Raw genomic sequence first — 21,609 nt, forward strand, 5'->3', positions numbered from 1 at the left:
TCAGGCAGCCTGAAATCTGCGCGAGGCGTATTCCAGAATGGTTGAGAACCCAAAAGCTGCCTGAAAATAGAAATACCGTCTGAAAAGATTGGTTTTTTCAGACGGTATTGATTTTATTGGTTAAATACTTATTTATCAGTTTGGTTGTTTTCAGGCAGCCTGAAAAGTACACAATCGCCTATTTTTGCACGCCCATTCGATCCGTTTTATTCACCCTAAAACCGAAGAACAAATGCACATCATCGCACCGCTCGACAAAACATTAAAAGCAGTGCTAGCGAAATTAAGAACGGAAAGATAGAAACAAGCGATCAGATTGATCGCTTTTTTTACCATTAACGCTCCAATGCTTTGACGGCTAATTTAATCGCTTCTATCGACAAGCGTTGCTGATCGGAAATCAAATTAAATACCGCATCTTCACTTAACACACCGCACGACATTCCTTGCGGGATCTTGCCATTATCAAATGCTTCGTAATCTGCTCGCCAATCACCTTGAAAATAGTAGTCGAGCAACGCTTGAATATGAGGTTGTTGGTTTTTCCATTCCTCTTGTAATTGTTCTATTTTCGCCATCAGCTCGGTCGCATCATTCAGCGTTTGTTCCATTTGGCGGATTTGGTTTAAACGTTGTTCATCTAACATTGAATACTCCTTTTTATTGTTTACGTTTTTTGGAAAGGCGATCCCACAAATCGCCCTTGCCGAGATACAGTCATTATAATGAAATCGCATACCTTATAATACTGACTTTTCAAATCCATAAATAGGAATTCTCATGAAATATCATTTACTTATCCTGGAAACATTATTACTTGCATCAACTTCATCATACGCACAAACCGTGCTGACCTACATTGACCATGAACCCTACGGCAATATGCGCACAAAAGTGATTTACGATGAATTTTTCCGCGAAGTAGAAAAACAATCTCGTGGCAATATCAAATTATTCAGGCTGCTTATCGCCAAATTCCCGAATTAAATGCGGAATACCACGCCCAAAATCTTGAACCTGTGTTTATTGCACTGGGTTATCCTGTGACGTTTATGGCTGGCAAACCGCTTGCCAATTTAAACGACATCAAAGGACAAAAATGGCGCAGCGCAAGTTTTTGGCATTTGGATTATCTGAATAATGCAGGCGCACAAGGCATAAAAACCCTTGGAACACAGAATGTTAAATATCGTGCAAAACTGAGCCAGGGAAATGGGGAGTTGTGCTCCAAAAGTGAGCCACTCTCCGTTTGTTATAAACTGCTCCGCTTTATCACACAGCGGAGCCCAACCTGGATGTTATGTATGGAAACCATCGCAAAAGTGCACCGGCTTTTTCACCGGCAGAAACTCTCACAACGTGAAATCGCCAAACAACTCAAACTCTCCCGCAATACAGTCGCTAAATATCTGCAGCACGCCACCGTAGAACCCCCCGTCTACCGCAGAGAACAAACCCATTACCCCAAGCTCGGTCCTTTTCTTGACGCATTAGCCCAACAATTGCTCCAAGAAGCCAAACTGCCCAAACAGCAACACCTTTCCGCACGCCGGCATTTCGAACGCATCAAAGATGCCGGTTATACCGGACAGTACAGCGCCGTTGCCGCATTTATCCGCAAATTCCGTCAACAGCACCAACCCAAACCAGTTCCGGTCTTTATGGCTCAGGCTTTTGCTCCGGGTGATGCTTATCAGTTTGACTGGAGTATCGAAACCGTTTGTTTGGCCGGACAGACCGTCAAGGTGAATATCGCCCATTTCCGCTTATGCCACAGCAGGGCTTTTTTCATTTGTGCTTATCCCAATCAGAAAGCCGATATGTTGATGGATGCGCACAACCGCGCATTCGCTTTCTTCGGCGGCGTACCTACCCGCGGTATCTACGACAATATGAAGACCGCCGTTACCCGCATCGGCAAAGGTAAGGAGAGGGAATTTAACGCGCAGTTTTTACAGATGATGACCCATTTTCTCATTGAACCGGTTGCCTGTACCCCGGCTTCCGGCTGGGAGAAAGGGCAGGTCGAAAGGCAGATACGCTACCTACGTGAAAGATTGTTCAAACCGACTTTGGCTTTTGATTCCTTCACCTCTCTCAACGACTACCTGCAGCAGCAATGCCTACGGCTGATGCAGCAGCACAAACATCCCGAATACAGGCAGCCGGTTACCGACATATGGGAAAGGGAGAAGCATTCGTTGGCCGCTTTCCGTCCCTATCCGGCAGAACGTTTGGAGATACTCAAAGTCAGCAACCAGTCTTTGGTTACCGTCGAACGTCACCGTTACAGCGTACCGGTCGAATGGGCGGGCAATACGGTTAGGGCTTATATCGGCGCACAGACCGTCCGCTTTTGTAGCGATACCGACTGCATTGCCGAACATCCGCGCAGCTTTGTGAAGGACGGCATCAGCTATAACCCTTGGCATTTTTTGCCCTATCTGCAAAAGAAACCCGGCGCGTTAAGAGACGGCAGGGCTTTTATCGGCTGGGTGCTGCCGCCCGTCATAGAGCGACTGAAAGCCTGTTTGCTTAAACAGCCCAAAGGAGACAGGGTGATGGTCAAACTGCTGAACCTGATGGCCGAATACGATGCTGACTTGGCATTGACGGCGGCGGAATTGGCATTGGACGAAGGTATGCCGACACCGGAGGCGGTATTGAACATCATCAACCGTCTGAAAGAACCGCCTTCACCCCGTTTCCATATCAGGGACATCCCACTTACCGTCCCGCCGTCAGTTGATTGCAGCCGTTATGACCGCTTACTGAGTTTGTCGGGCAAACAAACGGATACGGTGAAGGAGAAACATCATGCAGCATGAACGTTTGGTTGGATTGCTGAAAGAATTGAAACTCGGTGCGATGGCGGAGCAATGGGATGAAATCGTAGTGGACGGCATCCGTCGCAAACGGGGTACGCTGGATATTCTGGAGCGGTTGTTGACTGCCGAACATATAGCCAAAACAGCAAGAAGCACCCAAAACCGGATTAGCCAGGCAAGGTTTCCGCAACACCGCAGTTTGGCCGACTTTGATTTTGAGCAGAGTTTGATACACCGTCCGGCCTTGGAACTGCTGTTGGGCGGGGGCTATATCAGACAAAAGCGTAATGTGGTGTTGGTAGGCGGACCGGGTACGGGTAAAACACACATTGCCACAGCACTGGGTATCGAAGCTGCGACACAAGGATTTAGGGTACGTTTTTGGAATGTACTGGACTTGGTCAACAAATTGGAAGCAGACAAAGACGAAGGCCGTCTGAAACTGACCGAACAGCAATGTCGGTACGATTTGTTGATTCTTGATGAGTTGGGGTATCTGCCGTTTAGTCAGAAAGGCGGTGCGCTGCTGTTTCATCTGATGAGTCAACTGCATGAAAGGACGAGTATTGTCATGACGACCAATTTGGCTTTTAGCGAATGGGTGAAGCTGTTTATGGATGAAAAGATGACGGGTGCTTTACTGGACCGCCTGACTTATTGCTGCGATATTTTTGAGACGGGCAATGATTCTTACCGGATGAAACACCGCTCATAGGGTGGCTCAATTTTAGACCACAACTGTGGCTCAGTTTTGGAATGGAATTGACAGGTGGGTATCAACCCACAGTTTGATGAGGTATGAAAAGCGGTGGGTTGACACCCGCCCTACGAGTTTCAGACAGGCATTTCAGGCTGCCTGAAACTAAACTCAGCGGAGCTAAAATCACAACCCACACCGTCCCAACCACCGAGCAACAGCGTCCAATTCTTCCACCACAATCTGATGCCCCAAACCCGAATATGCTAAAAATTCAAAATCTTGCTGTTTCGCCAAAAGCTGTTTTCCGTGCTCGATTTGCGAAAGCGTAACCAATTCGTCCCTGCCGCCATGTTGCCACAAAACAGGCGTCTCTTGATTGACTTTTTCAGGTTGCCATAAATCCGCCAGCGGCAAATAGCCTGACAAACCGAAAATACCGCCCAATTTTTGCGGAAAATGTAGCCCAGCCCAAAACGAAATCGCACAGCCCTGCGAAAATCCGCCGAGCACGATTTTATCCGCCGACAGCCCCGATTGGATTTGTTCATTAATTAAATCATGCACATAAGCAGAAGCAGCTTGGATGCCTTGCGAATCTTCCGCTGCTGTAAAATCATCGTCCAACAAATCATACCAAGCAAAAGTCGCCTGCCCTGCCCATTTCACAGGACGGACGGGAGCGGTGGGCAACACAAAACGCGTGTCGGGCAATTTTGCAGCCAAATATCGGGCGATGGGCAAAAACGCCCGCCCGTTTGTAGTTAAACCGTGCAATAAAATCACACAGCTATCCACCTTTTCTGACGACAAAACAATGGGTTGCGAATGCGGTACAAAAGATTTCATCAATGACAACCGTCCACGCCGCAAGCCATGCCTTCGGCGATGGCGGTTTTCGTTTGCTCGCTCCAAGCCTGATCCATAGCTTGCAGCATCATTTCAACAGGCTGTGCCCCCGACATGCCCAATTTTCCATCAATCACAAAAAATGGCACGCCGTGAATGCCCAATCTCGCTGCTTGTTGTTCATCAAGCCGCACATCATCGGCAAATTGCTCGGAATCCAGCATTTTTGCCGCCAAATCACGGCTGATGCCGACATCTTCCGCGCATTTCAACAAAGTTTCTCGGTTGGACAACACCGCATTTTCAGTGAAATAGGCACGGAACAAACGCTCGTTTAACGCCACTTCTTTGCCCAAAGTCGCCGCCAATTTGGTCAAGCGGTGTGAATCAAACGTATTGCTATATTGCACTGTTTCGTAATTCATTTCCAAGCCGACGCGCTTGCCGGCATGCTCCACGGAACGGATAAAATCCATCGCCGCTGCAGGGCTTCTGCCGTATTTGCGTTCAATCCGCTGCTGCGTGGTGGTGTTCACTTCAGCGGAAACGGTGGGGTCAAGCTCAAACGCCCGATGGACAATTTCCACCGTTTTGGCGTGTGGGAATTGTTTAAGTGCTTGTTCCAAATGGCGTTTTCCGACGTAGCAATAAGGACAGGCATAATCTGACCAGATTTCAATTTTCATCGTGCTTTCCTATCTTCATATAGTGATTTATAGATTTGTACAGGGTTTGAAAAACGCCGAAAAAGGCGTGATTCAAAAGATTAAATATTTTGCTGCAAATCCGCTAAAAACCGCTCAACGGCTTGGGCTTGATAGCGGTAATACATCCATTTCCCCGAGCGGCTTACGCTCACTAAACCAACAGTTTTCATACTATTCAAATAGTTAGATACCACCGATTGAGCCAAACCCGATTTAACCGTAATCGCCTGAACACACACTCCCCCTTCGCTATTAATCGCATCGGCAGTAAATTCCGCCCCGAGAAAATACCGCTCGGGATTTTTCAGCCATTGCAGCATTTGAACGCGGTTTTCATTCGCTAATATTTTGCAAATTTCTATAAAATTCATCGTTTGCTTTTGCTGTTTATTGAATGAGCGGATTTTAAATCTATAAATATAGATTTGTCAATGTAATGTTTTTAATAAGTAAGTTAGAGGGTAAACCCAACATAATCAATATATTCGCCAAGTTTATTTTAAAATAACGGCTATTGGCGTGCTGAAGTGTAGAAAAACCTAACGTTGTTTAAGTATCCGAAAGAAAATACTGTTATGGACATCCACAAAAACCACCCGCCTCACTCCGCACAGCCGTCAAGCCGTTTGGCGGGCCCACACCCAAGACAAAGAAAGCGTCACTTCGTTATCCCGACGCTACAACGTCAACAGGGTTACCGTTTACCGGGGCCTCAAAGCCGCCCGCGGCAGATTGCCGGTACCGCAAAAAAGCTCCAACAACCGATTCAAACAGGCAAAATACGGCATCAAACGGCTGGCTAAGGTCGAACGGGAAATCGAAGAAAAGCTCAAAAAGAAAGCCCGACGCTACAACAAATCCTATCCCGGCGAAATGGTGCATTTCGATACCAAACGGCTGCCGCGGCTGAAAAAACAAACCGTTGCCGACCCGTCCGAGTACCTGTTTGTCGCCATCGACGACTATTCCCGCGAGCTGTACGCGGCCATCCTGCCCGACCATACCGCCTCAAGTGCCGCCAAGTTCCTGCTGCGCGATGCGATTGACCGCTGCCCGTACACTGTCGGGTGTGCGTATTCGGACAACGGGGTGGAATACAAAGGCAACGGCTCCCTCCCGTTCGGCGCTGCCTGCCGTCAAACAACATCGTTCAGAAGTTCACCCGCATCACCCGTCCGCAAACCAACGGCAAAGCCGAGCGCGTGATTCGGACGCTGACGGAGATGCGGCACAGTAAACGGACGTTTGACGACCCCGAACACCGCCGTAAGGAGTTATGCCGCTTTGTGAACTTTTATAATACGGTTAAGCCGCACAGGGGCTTGGAACAATACGCCGTTTGAGATGACGAAGGCTTATTTTTCTCAGCCTGTTGTGTAAACAACGCGATGATTTTCTACATTTCAGACGGCCTGCAATGCCGTCTGAAAACCTCACTCGCGCACATAAACGACTTCGACGTCGTAATCGTCTTCGTTCCAATCGTCGTCATCGTCGCCGTCGAGTTTGTCTTTCCATTCCTCTTCGTTGCTCAGCGACGAATCCAAGCCGGCTTCCAAGCGTAAGACGGACAAGAGGCGGTATATATCCTCGGGCATGGGCGCTTCAAACGAAACGGTTTCCTGCGTTTTGGGGTGGATGAAACTCAAGCGGTAGGCGTGCAGCGCCTGGCGGCCGCCGAGGGCTTTGACGGCTTCTTTGACGGCGTCACTGCACGGGTGGCGCGGATTGCCGTAAACGGCGTCACCGGCGAGCGGATGGTTGGCTTCGCGCATGTGGACGCGGATTTGGTGGGTACGGCCGGTTTCGAGGGCGCATTCGATGTAGCTGTGGGAAAGATAGCGTTCCAACACTTTCACATGGGTAACGGCGGGTTTGCCGCCGTATTTGACGACGGCCATTTTCAGGCGGTTGTGCGGGTCGCGGCCGATTAAGGTGTCGATTTTTCCGTCAAACGGCACGATACCGTTGGCGACGGCGCGGTAGATGCGTTTGACCGCGCGCGCTTGCAGCTGTTGAACCAGTGAATTTTGCGCGGGCAGGTTTTTGGCGACGACCATCAGGCCGCTGGTTTCTTTGTCGAGGCGGTGCACAATGCCTGCGCGCGGTACCTGCGACAATTCGGGGCAGTGCGCCAAGAGACCGTTGAGCAGCGTGCCCGTCCAGTTGCCCGCAGCGGGGTGGACGACCAAACCGGCGGGTTTGTTGACGACAATCACGGTATCGTCTTCGTAAACGATGTCCAAATCCATCGCCTCGGGCGTGAAAGCGAGGTTTTCTTCACTGGGCTTAACGCTGACGGCGATAATTTCGCCGCCTATCAGTTTGTCTTTCGGCTGCGCCGCTTTGTCGTTTACAATGACCGCGCCGTCTTTAATCCAAGAGGCCAGGCGGCTGCGCGAATAGTCGGGCAGCAGTTTGGCCAATGCAGCGTCAAGGCGCAAGCCCGCCATTTCGAGCGGAACGGTCAGGTTAACGCAACTTTCCGTTTCAGGGGCTGACGCAAAGTCGTAATCATCGCTATAATCGGCTTCATTTTCAAAGGAAGTGTTTTGCATGAAAAAAATTCTTTTAGTCGTTTCTTTAAGTTTGGCTCTGGGCGCTTGCGCCGGTACGAAAGGCGCGGCCGATAAAGACGCCCAAATCACTCAGGATTGGAGTGTGGACAAGCTCTACAAGGAAGCGCAGGACGAATTGAACAGCAACAATTATACGCGAGCTGTAAAATTATACGAAATCCTCGAATCCCGTTTCCCCGACGGCCGTTACGCCCAGCAGGCGCAGCTTGACACGGCCTACGCCTACTATAAAGACGACGAGCCGGAAAAAGCGCTGGCCGCCATCGAGCGCTTCCAACGCCAATATCCCCAACACCCCAACACCGACTATGCGCTTTACCTCAAAGGCCTGGTTTTGTTTAACGAAGACAAATCCTTCCTCAACAAACTCGCCTCGCAAGACTGGTCGGACCGCGACCCCAAAGCCAACCGTGATGCCTATCAGTCGTTTGCCCAACTGGTTCAGCAATACCCCGACAGCAAATACGCTGCCGACGCCACCGAACGCATGACCCGTCTGGTTGACGCGCTGGGTGGTAACGAAATGGCCGTTGCCCGCTACTACATGAAACGCGGCGCCTATCTCGCCGCCGTCAATCGCGCGCAGAAAATTGTCGAGCGCTATCAAAACACCCGCTATGTGGAAGAATCGCTGGCGATGATGGAACTGGCCTATCAAAAAATGGGCAAACAGCAGCTTGCCGGCGACACCCGCCGCATCCTCGCGCAAAACTTCCCGAAAAGCCCGTTCTTGACCCATCCGTGGCAGCCAAACGATATGCCGTGGTGGCGTTATTGGAAATAAAAGAGCCGAACTTAAGCAAAAAGGCCGTCTGAATTTTCAGACGGCCTTTTTTACGGCAAACGGCTCGGAACTTTTCTCGGAACTTTTATAAAAAACAATGGACAAATTTTAATCTGCGCCGATCTATTTTCAGACGGCCCGAGATATTCTTTCAATCAATCCCCAAGGGCCGTCTGAAACCGATTGTCCGATCCAAATGAGGTTCAAATGAAATTTGCCACTCCTAAAAAATTCAGTTGGAAAACCGCCTGTGCCGCCGGCGCAATTTTCTTCGTGCTGTTTGCCGCATTGACGTATTGGTCCGACCGCGATGCAGCCTCGTCCTTGCGCCGCGCTTTGATTGCAACGGTTTTTTATATCCCGTTTTACTATTTTTTTATGAAACTTGCCATTGCCAGAATGAGCCAGACCCATGAAAAATAAGCTATTCGATACCTTACGCCGTCGCAAAATAACCGTTTTCTTTGCCTGCGCTTTCGCCGTCGGCTTTGTGGCAGGCGTTATCTCCGGATTAAAGCATTGAGCGCTATCTGAATTTTCAGACGGCCTGCAATCCCAGTAAGCAGCCGGCGCGGAAAAATGTTAACATTCCTACCTCTTTCCCAACGCCGCAAACCGCCATGAATTCATTACTCGACCTACTCAAACCCTACCCGTTTGCCCGCCTGCGCGAAGCCTTGCAGGGTTTGGAAGCGCCCTCAGGCATCGCGCCCGTACCGCTGCACATCGGCGAGCCGAAACACGCCACGCCCAAAGTCATTACCGACGCGCTCGCCGCTTCGCTGGCGGAATTGTCGAAATATCCGCTCACAGCGGGCGAATCCGAGCTGCGCCAAGCCTGCGCCGACTGGCTGTTCCGCCGCTACGACGGTCTGAAGGCCAACCCGCAAACCGAAATCCTGCCGGTTTTGGGCAGCCGCGAAGCGCTGTTTTCGTTTATCCAAACCGTGCTCGATCCGGTTTCAGACGGCCTCAAGCCCGTTGTCGTCAGCCCGAATCCGTTTTACCAGATTTATGAGGGTGCAACGCTCTTGGGCGGCGGGGAAATCTGTTTTGCCAACTGCCCCGCGCCGTCGTTTAACCCTGATTGGTCGAGCGTTCCCGAAGCGGTGTGGCAGCGTGCGAAAATCGTTTTGGTCTGCTCGCCCAATAATCCGAGCGGCAGCGTGCTGCAACTGGATGATTGGAAGGAACTGTTTGATTTTCAGGACAAATACGGTTTCGTCATCGCTTCCGACGAATGCTATTCCGAAATCTATTTTCACGGCAACAAGCCCATCGGCGGCTTGCAGGCGGCGGCCGAACTGGGGCGCGGTTTTAAAAATCTGGTGATGTTTACCAGCCTTTCCAAACGCTCCAGCGTCCCCGGCCTGCGCTCGGGTTTTGTCGCGGGCGACGCGGATTTGCTGAAAAACTTCCTGCTCTACCGCACCTACCACGGCAGCGCGATGAGCATTCCTGTACAGCGTGCCAGCATCGCGGCGTGGAACGACGAAACCCACGTCGAGGAAAACCGCCGCCTGTATCAGGAAAAATTCGACAAAGTCATCCCGATTTTGCAGCAGGTTTTCGACGTCGACCTGCCCGATGCCTCGTTTTACGTTTGGCTGAAAGTCCCCGACGGCGACGATTTGGCCTTTGCCAAACGGTTGTGGTCGGAAGCCGCCATCCAAGTCCTCCCCGGCCGTTTCCTCGCCCGCGAAACCGCGCAGGGCAATCCGGGCGAAGGCTATGTGCGCATCGCACTGGTGGCCGACGTGGAAAGCTGCGTGAAAGCGGCGGAAACGATTGTGACGCTGTACCGCTGATTATTTTTCATTTAATAAGGCCGTCCGAAAAATGTGTATAGTAAATTAAAATAAAAAATCTACTTCGTTGGCTGCGGCTTGTCGTACTACCCGTACTGTCTTCACCTTGTCGCCTTGTATCTTTTTTATTTTAATTTACTATACACATTTTTCGGACGGCCTTATGGATTTCACCTGCGGCATTTGCTTTCACAGGATTTGTTCCTACTATTTTTCAGACGGCCTATAACGATAAAACCGTCTAGGCCGTCTGAAAACATTAATTTCCGCGAAGCAAAAACCGAACCGTTCATAAAAATCTCCAAATGCCAAATCCTTGCCGATAGCCTTCTTTAAACCTAAAATAAACCGTCTTCCACACCAGCCAGCGAGCCAGAAATGCTTTTCGTCTTATCCCCCGCCAAAAACCTCAACGAAAAAGGTCCCGCCCCCGTTAAAGAGTTTACCCAGCCCTACCTGCTCGATCAGGCCGAAATCCTGATGGGCGCGCTGCGCAAACTTGCGCCGCAGGAAATCGCCGCGCTCATGCACGTTTCCGACAAAATCGCCCTGCTAAACGCCGAACGCAACGCCGCATGGCACACGCCGTTCACCTCCGAAAACGCCAAGCAGGCGGTGTTTATGTTTAACGGCGATGTTTACGAAGGCTTAAACGCCGCCGGCCTCGCCCCCGAAAAAATCAACTATCTACAACAACACGTCCGCCTGCTCTCCGGCCTCTACGGTATCCTGCGCCCTCTCGACCTGATGCAGCCCTACCGCTTGGAAATGGGTACGCCGTTTGCCAATCCGCGCGGCAAAAACCTGTACGAATTCTGGGGCAGCCGCCTTTCGGAAGCTCTCAACGCCCTGCTTCCCGCCGGCGACACCCTCATCAACCTCGCCTCGCAGGAATATTTCAAAGCCGTCGATACCAAAACGCTCAATGCCAAAATCATCACTCCCGTGTTTCAAGACGAAAAAAACGGCCAGTTTAAAATCATCAGTTTCTACGCCAAACGCGCCCGCGGCCTGATGGTGCGCTACGCCGCAGAACACGGCATTACCGATCCCGAAGCGCTCAAATCCTTCGATCTCGAAGGCTACGCCTTCAACCCCGCCGCTTCCAATGAAACAGAATGGGTTTTCCAGCGCCGACAACAAGTTTAGTAAAAACAAAAAGCTGGGCAGTTTCCCAAAAATGCAGCTTGGCAAAACCGTCCAACTCCGCTAAGATACGCGCTTCAAGAAAACGGAAGCGTGGCAGAGCGGTTTAATGCAACGGTCTTGAAAACCGTCGAGGGTTGATAGCCCTCCGTGAGTTCGAATCTCACCGCTTCCGCCATTTCTTGAATTTTTTTTATCTTGGAAACGTGGCAGAGCGGCTGAATGCAGCGGACTCGAAATCCGCTGAGGGTGCAAATCCTCCGTGGGTTCGAATCCCACCGTTTCCGCCAGAACTCAGGAAGCGTGGCAGAGCGGTTTAATGCAACGGTCTTGAAAACCGTCGAGGGTTGGTAGCCCTCCGTGAGTTCGAATCTCACCGCTTCCGCCATATTATTTGAATAACGTCATGATTTCTCATGACGTTATTTTTATTTATGTTATTTTGGATCCCTGAATGAGTACCTACCGAAAATTACAGCAGCAAAAGCAACTGCGAAACGCCGGCTGGAAAAAACGGAGAGACGGCATTATAGAAAAAAGCCCATAACCGTCAGATAGGACGGGAAAATTCCCTGAAATAGGTACTCTTTAGGAGTTTCATAAAATTTTGAATGGAATCTGGAAAAACAGCCGAATCGGGGATATAACCCGGTTCGGCTGTTTTTTTGCAAAAGACTCGGCCTTCCGTTTTTTTACGGCGTTGTCCCGACTTTTTCAGACGGCTTCTTCGCGCCCGTTGAAATATTCCGTCGCGCCGCCCTCGAAAAAGCCCTGCAAAATCGCCTGCGCGGCCACTTGGTCGAGCACGGATTTTTGTTTTCTTCCAAACACTTGCGCTTCGTCGAGCAGGCTCTCGGCGTAGAGCGACGACATCCGTTCGTCCACCCAATACACGGGCAGGTTGAAACGGCCTTGCAGGCGGCGGCCGAATTTGCGGCTGAGGCGGGTTAGTTCGTGTTCCGTGCCGTCGGTGTGGGTCGGCAGGCCGACGACGAATTGCACGGGCTGCCATTCTTCCACCAATTTGGCGATGGCCTCGAATTTGGCTTCGTTGCTGTTGCCCGTCACCGTTGCCAGCGGGTGGGTTAAGCCGACTTCGGCATCGCCTTGCGCCACACCGATGCGGGCTTCGCCGAAATCAAACGCCAGCGTTGTGCCTTTGCCGCCCTTAAGCATGGCCGACACCCGAAGCGAGGTCGGTCGGGGCAATGCCGAGTTTGTCGAACACGGCGGCGTAGCGCAGTTCATACGGCACATCAAACAAAATATGTTCGTCGGCAGGCACGGTCAGCCAGACGTTGTCCGCCAGTTCGCGCTCGAGCTGGCCTTTGCGCCAGCTCGAATAGCCAATGCTCACCAGCGCTTTGTCTACCGCCCCCGGCTCGGAAATGTTTTCGATGATGTCGCGCGAGGAAGTCAAGCCGACGCGGTCGGTTACGGCCAGCGTGTTCTGCCAATTTCCCGGCGGCGTATGCACGACATAACCGCGGTCAACCTGAACCGGCCCGCCCATCATCACGCAGTCATGCTGCATCCGCTGCGGGATGTTGTGGTCGGTCGCGGCGAAAATCATATCCATCGTAATCGGCGAGGGTTTGTTGATGACGATGCCCAATGCGCCTTCGTCGTCGTGTTCGCAAAGATAAATCACGCTTCCCTCGAAAAACGGGTCGTCCATATCAGGCATAGCCACAAGAAAATGATTCACTAAATCCATATCTGTCCTTTATTTGGCAGGAACTGCCGCCGTTTCCACCACACATGCACCGAAAATCCGGCGGTTCGGCAAACCTGCAATTTCCCTGCCGTCAGCTGTTTTTCCGCCGAAGCACGACAATGCGCTCAAAGAATTTTTCGGCGAACCCTGAATGATTTTATCGCTGTACACCATATAGGCAAACGCCTTACGTTTGGCATCGTAGTAGCGGATAATCTGCTGGCTTTTAAACGCCACACTCGCGCCGCGTTTGAATACCTGTCTCGGCTTTATGACCGCCGCCTCTTTGTAGCGGATGACTTCGGCCGTCTGAACGCACGACACCGACGCATCGCTGGCGTCCTCTTCCAAATTGACCGTTTCCTTCAAGCCGCCTTTTTTGGCGTAGGAAATATAACAGGCCACGCCCTGAACGTCGGGGTCGTCAAAACCTTCCACCTCAATGCGGTCGTTTTTGCCGAGCATATGGAACACCGTGCTGGCATTGCCGATTTTATCGGTGTCGTTACCGCCGCAAGCCGCAAGTAAAACGGCGCAGAGCGCAGTTGTCAGAATTTTTTCCATCATTTTTTGCCAGCCAGAAATTAAGTCTCTCCGCTACTATATAAGAGCGCCGCGCCCGATTGCAAGGCTTGGCAGACGTTTTCAGACGGCTTCTCAGGCAGTATAATCGCGCTTGCCTTTACGCGCTCAAGGCTGTTTGAACAATCAATCCGCACACTTCACGCTATCTTTACGCTATCTTTAAATTCCAACTTTTCCCGTCAGAATCCGTCATGTACTACAAACCGCTCCTGCTCGCCCTCATGCTCTGTTTCACCGCTCCCGCTTTTGCCGCGAAAGACGCGCCGAAAAAAGAAAAAGCGGCGGCTGTGAAAACCAAAAAAGAACGTGCCCAAGCCGCTGAAAAATCAAACAAAAAGCCGAACAAAAAAGCTGCCGCCCGGCCGGAAGCCGAGCGCAAACCGGCGCAAGCCAAGCGCGCGGAAAAAGCGGTGAAAGAAGTTTCAGACGGCCCAAAAGCCAAGAAAACCGCAGAGCCGGCCAAAGACAGAAGAGCGCGTCAAGCCGAGAAAAACGACGAAGCAAGAACGGCTAAAAAAAGCCGTCAAGCCGAGCCGAAAAACAACAGGCCGTCTGAAAAAAACGACAAAAACAACGATAAAAAAGCAGACACCCAAAACTGGAAACGCGCCGACAAAACCGGTAAAAAAGGCAATGTAAAAAACGCCGACGAACGCCGCGTTCCCGATAAAAAAGCCGATGCGCAAAACGACGCGCGCAAGGCGGCAGAACGCCAAGACAAACGCCAAGCCGAACGCGCGCCCGCCAAAAGCGAAGCCGGTTTCCGCGATGCCGTTACCGCCGCCGCCAACGATTTGGAAGCGAAAAAAGCACTCAACCGCCGCGCCGGAAACCTGCTCGTGCGCGTCAGCGGCAATCTGAGCCAAAGCCGTTCCAACCTCGCGCAAATCAACCGCCGCCAACGTGATGCGTGGGACAAACTGCAACAGGCCGCCACCGACCTGAGCCGTCTGCAAGCCGAAGTCGCCAACACCCGCGCGCAGATTGCGCGTTTCGTTGCCGGCAGCTACAAAAGCAGCCAGCCGCAGGCCGTCACGCTCTTTCTGAAAAACGCCGAACCCGGCCAGAAAGCCCGTTTCCTGCGCTATACCCGTTACATCCATAACGCCAACCAAGCGGTTGTCAAAGACCTCGACAAACAGCAAAAAGCGCTGGCGGCGCAGGAAAGCCGTATCGGCGCCGAGTTGGGCCGTCTGAAAAAACTTCAGGCCGGCGCGCAGGCTTCGCTGCGTAAACAGGGCGCGGGCAACATCGCCGAGCAGGCCGAAAGCCGCCGCCAAAATGCCAAAATGGCCGCCGATACGCAGAAAATGGCGAAACGCAAAGAAAACGAGCAGCGCCTCAACAAACTTCTGGAAGAACTCAACAAGCGCAAGGCCGAGCAGCGCAAACGCGAAGCCGAAGCGCGTAAAAAAGCCGCCGAAGCGCGTTTGGCTGCCGCCGAAAAAGCGCGTAAAGCCGCTGCGAAAAAAGCCGAACAAGACCGCGCCGCGATGTCCACGCTGACCAGCGAAGACATGACCCTCAAAGCGCCCGCTTTTGTGCCCATCAGCAGTCCCAACAGCTTCAGCCGTATGCAGGGCCGTCTGAAAAAACCCGTTGCCGGCGGCGCCGTTGCCGGAATGTTCGGTCAAGACAGGGGCGAGGGCGAAGTTTGGAAAGGCGTGTTTTACGCCACACCGCCCGCGCCCGTAACCGCCATTGCCGCAGGTATGGTGATGTATGCGGGCGAACTGGAAGGCTACGGCAAGGTTGTGGTTGTCGATCACGGCGACCACTACGTCAGTGTTTACTCAGGCTTGAGCCAAACCGCCGTCGCCGAAGGCTACAACATCGCCGCCGGCCACAACATCGGCACCAGCGGCACCCTTCCCAGCGGCGAACAGGGGCTGTATCTGGAAATCCGTTACAACGGCCAGAATATGAACCCACAGTCGTGGATTAATTAATCTGCTGTATTTATTTTTCAGACGGCCCTGAACCGAAAAAACCACATTCAGGCCGTCTGAAACCGTCATAGAAACACGCCCTAGCATTTTTTTACCCTAATACGGTTGTTTCCACGCCCCAAATCACATAAAGTTTCACAGATTACGGTTTCCGCCCACACCATACCGGGCGGTTAAGCCAAACAGATTAAGAGAAAGCCGAATCCAGCATGTCAAAATCCACTTTGAAAAAAGTTGCACTCTACACATTAGGCGCGTTCAGCGGCGTTGCCGTCAGCCTGAGCGTTCAGAGCTTTGCCGCCGAAAAGGAAAAAACCGAAGCCCTGCCCGTCCAATCCATCCGTACCATGGCCGAAGTGTACGGCCAGATCAAAGCCAACTACTACCAAGACAAAACCGATGCCGAGCTGTTTGAAGGCGCCATGAAAGGCATGGTTGCCGACCTCGACCCGCATTCGGAATACATGGACAAAAAAGGCTATGCCGACCTGAAAGAAAACACCAGCGGCGAGTTTGGAGGCTTGGGCATGGAAGTCGGTCAGGAAGACGGCTTCGTCAAAGTCGTCGCCCCGATTGAAGACACGCCCGCCGAACGCGCCGGCGTGAAAAGCGGCGATTTCATCGTCAAAATCGACAACGCCTCCACCCGCGGCATGACTGTCAGCGAAGCGGTGAAAAAAATGCGCGGCAAACCGGGCACCAAAATCACCCTCACCCTCTCGCGTAAAAATGCCGACAAACCCATCGTCGTCAACATCACCCGCGCGATTATCAAAGTCAAAAGCGTGCGCCACCATCTGCTCGAGCCGGGCTACGGCTACATCCGCGTCACCCAGTTCCAAGAGCGCACCGTCGGCGCCGTCAACGACGCCGCCAAAGCCTTGGTCAAACAAAACAAAGCACCGCTTAAAGGCATCATCCTCGACCTGCGCGACGACCCGGGCGGCCTTCTGAACGGCGCGGTCGGCGTTTCCGCCGCCTTCCTGCCCGAGGGTGCGACCGTTGTCAGCACCAAAGGCCGCGACGGCAAAGTCGGCATGACGCTCAAAGCCATGCCCGAAGACTACATCCTCTCGCGCGGCAGCACGCCCCTGAGCGGCCTGCCGCCCGAACTGAAAACCATCCCGCTGACCGTATTGATCAATTCCGGCTCGGCCTCCGCCTCCGAAATCGTCGCCGGCGCCCTGCAAGACCACAAACGCGCCGTGATTGTCGGTACACAAAGTTTCGGCAAAGGCTCGGTGCAAACCGTGATTCCGCTGTCCAACGGCAGCGCGGTCAAGCTGACCACCTCGCTCTACTACACGCCGAAAGACCGATCGATTCAGGCGCAGGGCATCGCTCCCGATGTGGAAGTGAAAGACAAAGACCGCGCCTATGAAAGTCGCGAAGCCGATCTCGTCGGCCACATCGGCAACCCGCTGGGCGGCGAAGATGTGAACAGCAGCCAATACGAACCGATTCCGAAAGACGAAGCAGAAAAAGACGCTAAAGATACGAAAGCCAAGTCGGACAAAGACAAAGCGAAGGAAAAAGAAGACATTTCCTCCCGCCGTATCCCGAATCCGGCAAAAGACGACCAACTGCGCAAAGCGTTGGAACTGGTGAAAAACCCCGCCGAATGGCAGAAATCTTTAGGTTTGGCCGCAAAAAAACCCGCGCCGAAAAAAGGCAAAGATAAGAAAGACGAAAAATAAAGCGTTTTTTTTAAACTTCAGGCCGTCTGAAAAATACCGGAAACCGCATCCGTTTTTTCAGACGGCCTTTCACAAGGGAAAACATCATGGCCAAAGCCCCGAAAACCGTTTACCAATGCAGCGAATGCGGCGGCACTTCGCCCAAATGGCAGGGCAAATGCCCGCATTGCGGCGAATGGAACACGCTTCAGGAAAACCTCACCGCGCCCGAGCCGAAAAACGCCCGTTTCCAGTCTTGGGCGGCGGATATTTCCAAAGTGCAGGCATTATCCGAAGTGACCGCCGTGGAAGTGCCGCGCGAACCGACCGGCGTGGGCGAACTCGACCGCGTGCTGGGCGGCGGGCTGGTGGCGGGTGCGGTGATTCTGCTCGGCGGCGATCCCGGCATCGGCAAATCCACGCTGCTGCTGCAAACCGTCGCCAAAATGGCGCAAAGCCGCAAGGTTTTGTACGTTTCCGGCGAGGAATCGGCACAACAGGTCGCCCTGCGCGCACAGCGTTTGGAACTGCCCGCCGACGGAGTGAACCTTTTGGCAGAAATCCGCATGGAAGCCGTTCAGACGGCCTTGAAGCAGCACGAACCGGCTGTAGTCGTCATCGATTCGATTCAGACCATGTATTCCGACCAAATCACCAGCGCGCCCGGTTCGGTGTCGCAGGTACGCGAATGTGCCGCGCAACTCACGCGCATGGCCAAACAGATGGGCATCACCATGATTCTGGTCGGCCATGTCACCAAAGACGGCGCCATCGCCGGCCCGCGCGTGCTCGAGCATATGGTGGACACGGTTTTGTATTTCGAGGGCGACCAGCATTCCAACTACCGCATGATCCGCGCCATCAAAAACCGTTTCGGTGCGGCCAATGAGCTGGGCGTGTTCGCCATGACCGAACACGGCCTGAAAGGTGTTTCCAACCCCTCGGCGATTTTCCTTGCCAGTTATCGCGGCGACGTCCCCGGCTCGTGCGTCCTCGTCACCCAGGAAGGCAGCCGCCCGCTTTTGGTCGAAATCCAAGCCCTCGTTGACGACGCACACGGCTTCACGCCCAAACGCCTCACTGTCGGCCTCGAGCAAAACCGCCTCGCCATGCTCTTGGCCGTGTTAAACCGCCACGCCGGCATCGCCTGTTTCGACCAAGACGTGTTCCTCAACGCCGTCGGCGGCGTAAAAATCATGGAACCTGCCGCCGACCTTGCCGTCATCCTCGCCATGCTCTCCAGCTTCCGTAACCGCCCGCTGCCTGAAAAAATGGTCGCCTTCGGCGAAATCGGCCTCAGCGGCGAAGTCCGCCCCGTCGCCCGCGGACAGGAACGCCTGAAAGAAGCGGAAAAACTCGGCTTCAAACGCGCCATCGTGCCGAAAGCCAATATGCCGCGCAACGCCAATGAGTTCCCTAACCTGAAAATTTTCGGCGTTTCCAGCTTACAGGAAGCGGTAGACATCTGCCGCAACAGCGAATGAGTTTTCAGACGGCCTGTATTTTCACTAAAACGCCAAAGGCCGTCTGAAACTTCAGTTGATGCCGGACTCGCTCAGCCCCACATTCAAAACATTGGTTTGACCGACATGAAAATACGTAAAGGCCGTCTGAAAAACGATTTTTCAGACGGCTTTCGTTTAAATACTGCTGCGGCTTATTTCACTTCCAGCTTGACTACGCCGCCCATATACGGCTGCAACGCGGCGGGGATATTGATGCTGCCGTCGGCGTTTTGATGGTTTTCCAATACCGCCACCAGCGTGCGGCCGACGGCCAGGCCGGAACCGTTGAGGGTGTGGACGAGGCGGTTTTTGCCGTTTTCGTCTTTGAAACGCGCTTTCATGCGGCGGGCTTGGAAATCTTCGCAGTTGGAACAGCTTGAGATTTCGCGGTAGGTGTTCTGCGCGGGCACCCACACTTCCAAATCGTAAGTTTTGGCAGCGCCGAAGCCCATATCACCTGTGCAGAGGGTAATCACGCGGTAGGGCAGTTCCAATAATTGCAAGATGCGCTCGGCGTGGCCGACCATTTCTTCCAGCGCTTCGTAGGATTTTTCGGGGCGGGTAATCTGCACCATTTCCACTTTGTCAAACTGGTGCTGGCGGATCAGGCCGCGCACGTCTTTGCCGTAGGCGCCGGCTTCCGAACGGAAACAGGGTGAGTGTGCGGTCAGTTTCAGCGGCAGATCGGCTTCGGCGAGGATGCTGCCGGCCACGGTGTTGGTCAGCGTCACTTCGGCGGTCGGAATCAAGTATTGGGTTTTCTTGCTTTCGTCGCCGCCGCGGGTAACGTGGAATAAATCTTCGGCAAACTTCGGCAGCTGGCCGGTGCCCTGCAGCGTGGTGTCGTCAACGATATAGGGCGTGTAATGCTCGGTATAGCCGTGTTGCAGGGTATGGGTGTCGAGCATAAACTGCGCCAGCGCGCGGTGCAGGCGGGCGATTTGGCCTCTCATTACGGTAAAGCGTGCGCCGGAAAGTTTGGCGCCGCCTTCAAAATCCAAACCCAGCGGTTCGCCCAAATCGACGTGGTCTTTGATTTCAAAATCAAACGTGCGCGGCGTGCCGACTTTGCGCACTTCCACGTTTTCCGTCTCGTCCGCGCCCTGCGGTACGCTCTCGTGCGGCAGATTGGGGATGGTCAGCAGCCAGGCATCCAATTCTTTTTGTACGCTTTCCAACTCGGCGGCGTTGGCGTCCAAACCGGTTTTGATTTTGGCCACCGCCGCCATCGCCGCTTCAGCCTCTTCGTGTTTGCCCTGCCCTTTGAGCATACCGATTTTTTTAGACTCGGTATTGCGCGCGGCCTGAAGCTCTTCCGTCGCCACCTGCAAAGCCTTGCGGCGCGCTTCGATGCTTTCAAAACGCGCGGTATCAAACGCATAACCGCGCTGCGCCAAACGTTCGGCCACAGCGGCGGTGTTGCTGCGGAGCAGTTGGATGTCTAACATTTCAGTCTCTCAATCGGGAAAATTTCAGATGGCTGCTATTGTAAACCAAATTTAAGGCGGATTCATGCGGAAGGCCGTCTGAAAAATCTGGTGTGAGTTTGTCGTATTATGATTTCGAGATACCCCATTTTCGGGATGCCGCTTGACGCAGCTCACACGGCTTAAGCTTGCTGCCATATTTATTGTTACGAACCATCGCACCGCGTGGGTGCAAGCACCCACCCTACGCTTGCTGAAAAGTTGGGGCTTTCAGACAGCATTGGGGCTTGTGTACGGTTAGACTTTGCTTCCCAAGCAGTGCCGAAGGAAATCTGCGCCCTTACGCCGGCATTGCTTTGGCTGTTTTCCTGTTCGATGTGGTCTTGGGCACTTTCGATACGGAGTCTGCCTTTGATGTCGGTGTCGATGCGGTTGGCGGTGGTACCAAGTTGTGGGCTTTCAGACGGCATTGAGACTTGCGTACGGTTACGCTTTGCTTTGAGCAAAGCTAACCAACCGTACCTACGCTTGCTGCCGTACGATGCGGTGGTTTTTGTCGGATTCGCTGCCGTGGCTTTCGCGTTTGGCGGTTTCGACAGTACCAAGGCTGATGTCACCTTCCGAACGGATAATGGTCTGCCCGCCTGCGGCGCGGTTGCGCAGGGTGGCGCCGACAAAGTCGATTTTACCCGCTTCGACCATCTGCGGTTCGAGCCAGACGATGTCGGAAGCCAGCCGTGCGGTCTGCTCGGCGGTCAGGGCAATGCCGGGGATGAGGCCGAGCTGTTTGGCGGCGGTAATGCCGGCATCCATCAGGGCTTTGAACTGCGCTTCGTCGCCGGCATAGCCTTCGAGACGGCGGTAGCCTGTGAGGCGGGCAATCTGTTCGGTTACAAGACGCTGTTCGTAATAGAGCCGTCGCCGAGCCGTTTTTGGGTGTTGGCGGTATCCTGTCCCAACGCTTTGAGCATATAGCTGCTGCCCAACCATTGGCGGCGGTCGGTAAAGGCGGGATCGGTTTCGGCCAGGTAGTCCGGCCGCGCGGAATCGACGGTAAACAGGCTGCCCGACGGCAAGGCCGATGCCTGCGGCAGGCTGCGCATAAGCACCTTCGTACTGCCTTCGGGACTGACGGCAGCAGTAGAGACGGCAGCCGCCTGCGGCTGTCCGGCGAAGGAAAGTGCGGCGGTGTTTTGTCTGACTTCGGAGACGGGGACTTCGAAATCTGCGCTTGCCGGCGGTATGGCGGATACGGGAATCACGTCTTTGTCGAACTCGATATGCCGTGAGCCGCGAGAGCCGTGCTTGTCGTAACTGCCGCGGCGGCTGAAGCCGTCATTAACGGTGCGAAC

General features: G+C 53.3%; 20 protein-coding genes, 3 tRNA genes and 2 pseudogenes. 14 read left to right on the forward strand and 11 right to left on the reverse strand.

The genetic code is table 11. From position 1 onward, the window contains the following. Positions 1 to 335: 335 nt before the first annotated feature. Positions 336 to 647 (reverse strand): DUF4298 domain-containing protein, encoded by a 312-nt coding sequence (locus tag BG910_RS01385; RefSeq protein WP_157693996.1) that lies wholly within the window; start codon positions 645 to 647, stop codon positions 336 to 338. 199 nt (positions 648 to 846) lie between these two features. Here BG910_RS01385 and BG910_RS01390 point away from each other — a divergent pair, with 199 nt between their 5' ends. From BG910_RS01390 to istB, 3 genes are all read left to right on the forward strand, one after another. Beyond that, entirely contained in the window at positions 847 to 987 is a 141-nt protein-coding gene (locus BG910_RS01390; RefSeq protein WP_157693997.1) for a hypothetical protein, read from the forward strand. Between the two features lie 308 nt (positions 988 to 1,295). Continuing rightward, positions 1,296 to 2,828, forward strand: coding sequence for an IS21 family transposase (gene istA / locus BG910_RS01395; RefSeq protein WP_089035300.1), 1,533 nt, complete (start codon positions 1,296 to 1,298; stop codon positions 2,826 to 2,828). Beyond that, positions 2,815 to 3,543, forward strand: coding sequence for an IS21-like element helper ATPase IstB (gene istB, locus BG910_RS01400; protein WP_332457770.1), 729 nt, complete (start codon positions 2,815 to 2,817; stop codon positions 3,541 to 3,543). Before istA ends, istB begins: the two co-directional genes overlap by 14 nt. Before the next feature lie 168 nt (positions 3,544 to 3,711). Here istB and BG910_RS01405 read toward each other — a convergent pair whose 3' ends face one another. The 3 genes from BG910_RS01405 to BG910_RS01415 form a co-directional block, all read right to left on the reverse strand. Further along, positions 3,712 to 4,374 (reverse strand): alpha/beta hydrolase, encoded by a 663-nt coding sequence (locus tag BG910_RS01405; protein WP_089035302.1) that lies wholly within the window; start codon positions 4,372 to 4,374, stop codon positions 3,712 to 3,714. Next, positions 4,374 to 5,000: a DsbA family oxidoreductase gene (locus tag BG910_RS01410; RefSeq protein WP_232462219.1), complete on the reverse strand. Its 627-nt coding sequence runs from the start codon at positions 4,998 to 5,000 to the stop codon at positions 4,374 to 4,376. The genes BG910_RS01405 and BG910_RS01410 overlap by 1 nt, the downstream gene beginning before the upstream one ends. Before the next feature lie 140 nt (positions 5,001 to 5,140). Next, on the reverse strand, positions 5,141 to 5,452 hold the full coding sequence (locus BG910_RS01415) for an ArsR/SmtB family transcription factor (RefSeq protein ID WP_089035304.1): 312 nt from the start codon (positions 5,450 to 5,452) through the stop codon (positions 5,141 to 5,143). Positions 5,453 to 5,656: 204 nt separating this feature from the next. Here BG910_RS01415 and BG910_RS13220 point away from each other — a divergent pair. Next, positions 5,657 to 6,461, forward strand: a pseudogene (locus tag BG910_RS13220) (integrase core domain-containing protein). A gap of 53 nt (positions 6,462 to 6,514) precedes the next feature. Here BG910_RS13220 and rluD read toward each other — a convergent pair. Then, entirely contained in the window at positions 6,515 to 7,639 is a 1,125-nt protein-coding gene (rluD, locus tag BG910_RS01425) for a 23S rRNA pseudouridine(1911/1915/1917) synthase RluD (RefSeq protein ID WP_089035305.1), read from the reverse strand. Between rluD and BG910_RS01430 the strand changes: the two genes are divergently transcribed. The 7 genes from BG910_RS01430 to BG910_RS01460 all read left to right on the forward strand — a co-directional run bounded on the left by BG910_RS01430 (position 7,638) and on the right by BG910_RS01460 (position 11,786). Beyond that, complete coding sequence (locus tag BG910_RS01430; protein ID WP_089035306.1) at positions 7,638 to 8,444, forward strand: outer membrane protein assembly factor BamD; 807 nt, start codon at positions 7,638 to 7,640, stop codon at positions 8,442 to 8,444. The genes rluD and BG910_RS01430 overlap by 2 nt on opposite strands. A 183-nt stretch (positions 8,445 to 8,627) precedes the next feature. Beyond that, positions 8,628 to 8,867, forward strand: a complete 240-nt coding sequence (locus tag BG910_RS01435; RefSeq protein ID WP_123806059.1) for a hypothetical protein — start codon at positions 8,628 to 8,630, stop codon at positions 8,865 to 8,867. 197 nt (positions 8,868 to 9,064) lie between these two features. Then, positions 9,065 to 10,252 carry a succinyldiaminopimelate transaminase gene (dapC, locus tag BG910_RS01440; RefSeq protein WP_089035308.1) on the forward strand — a complete coding sequence of 396 codons (1,188 nt, stop codon included), beginning with the start codon at positions 9,065 to 9,067 and terminating at the stop codon, positions 10,250 to 10,252. A 378-nt stretch (positions 10,253 to 10,630) separates the two neighbouring features. Beyond that, positions 10,631 to 11,401, forward strand: coding sequence for a peroxide stress protein YaaA (yaaA, locus tag BG910_RS01445; RefSeq protein ID WP_089035309.1), 771 nt, complete (start codon positions 10,631 to 10,633; stop codon positions 11,399 to 11,401). An 84-nt stretch (positions 11,402 to 11,485) separates the two neighbouring features. After that, positions 11,486 to 11,576: transfer RNA gene (locus BG910_RS01450), tRNA-Ser, on the forward strand. A gap of 22 nt (positions 11,577 to 11,598) precedes the next feature. Then, a tRNA-Ser gene (locus BG910_RS01455) sits at positions 11,599 to 11,688 on the forward strand. A 7-nt stretch (positions 11,689 to 11,695) separates the two neighbouring features. Continuing rightward, positions 11,696 to 11,786 (forward strand) — tRNA-Ser (locus BG910_RS01460). 326 nt (positions 11,787 to 12,112) lie between these two features. Here the strand turns inward: BG910_RS01460 and ruvX are convergent. From ruvX to BG910_RS01475, 3 genes are read right to left on the reverse strand one after another with little or no spacing between them, the layout of a single operon-like run. Next, positions 12,113 to 12,574, reverse strand: a complete 462-nt coding sequence (gene ruvX, locus BG910_RS01465) for a Holliday junction resolvase RuvX (RefSeq protein WP_089035310.1) — start codon at positions 12,572 to 12,574, stop codon at positions 12,113 to 12,115. Further along, the gene (locus BG910_RS01470; RefSeq protein WP_089035311.1) at positions 12,567 to 13,115 is read right to left on the reverse strand and encodes a YqgE/AlgH family protein; all 549 of its coding nucleotides are present in this window, start codon (positions 13,113 to 13,115) and stop codon (positions 12,567 to 12,569) included. The genes ruvX and BG910_RS01470 overlap by 8 nt, the downstream gene beginning before the upstream one ends. Before the next feature lie 9 nt (positions 13,116 to 13,124). Then, entirely contained in the window at positions 13,125 to 13,679 is a 555-nt protein-coding gene (locus BG910_RS01475) for a CreA family protein (RefSeq protein ID WP_089035312.1), read from the reverse strand. A gap of 212 nt (positions 13,680 to 13,891) precedes the next feature. Between BG910_RS01475 and BG910_RS01480 the strand changes: the two genes are divergently transcribed. From BG910_RS01480 to radA, 3 genes are all read left to right on the forward strand, one after another. Beyond that, the gene (locus tag BG910_RS01480; protein ID WP_089035313.1) at positions 13,892 to 15,649 is read left to right on the forward strand and encodes a peptidoglycan DD-metalloendopeptidase family protein; all 1,758 of its coding nucleotides are present in this window, start codon (positions 13,892 to 13,894) and stop codon (positions 15,647 to 15,649) included. A gap of 209 nt (positions 15,650 to 15,858) precedes the next feature. After that, positions 15,859 to 17,346: a S41 family peptidase gene (locus tag BG910_RS01485; RefSeq protein ID WP_089035314.1), complete on the forward strand. Its 1,488-nt coding sequence runs from the start codon at positions 15,859 to 15,861 to the stop codon at positions 17,344 to 17,346. Between the two features lie 86 nt (positions 17,347 to 17,432). Next, entirely contained in the window at positions 17,433 to 18,809 is a 1,377-nt protein-coding gene (gene radA, locus BG910_RS01490) for a DNA repair protein RadA (RefSeq protein ID WP_089035315.1), read from the forward strand. Positions 18,810 to 18,982: 173 nt separating this feature from the next. Here radA and serS read toward each other — a convergent pair whose 3' ends face one another. The 3 genes and pseudogenes from serS to BG910_RS13110 form a co-directional block, all read right to left on the reverse strand. Next, positions 18,983 to 20,278, reverse strand: a complete 1,296-nt coding sequence (gene serS, locus BG910_RS01495) for a serine--tRNA ligase (RefSeq protein WP_089035316.1) — start codon at positions 20,276 to 20,278, stop codon at positions 18,983 to 18,985. A gap of 185 nt (positions 20,279 to 20,463) precedes the next feature. Then, the gene (locus tag BG910_RS01500; RefSeq protein ID WP_089035317.1) at positions 20,464 to 20,727 is read right to left on the reverse strand and encodes a hypothetical protein; all 264 of its coding nucleotides are present in this window, start codon (positions 20,725 to 20,727) and stop codon (positions 20,464 to 20,466) included. Positions 20,728 to 20,953: 226 nt separating this feature from the next. After that, positions 20,954 to 21,333: pseudogene (locus tag BG910_RS13110) on the reverse strand (hypothetical protein); the annotation flags it as partial. Positions 21,334 to 21,609: the final 276 nt, after the last annotated feature.

Source organism: Neisseria chenwenguii, from assembly GCF_002216145.1.
Lineage (GTDB): Bacteria > Pseudomonadota > Gammaproteobacteria > Burkholderiales > Neisseriaceae > Neisseria > Neisseria chenwenguii.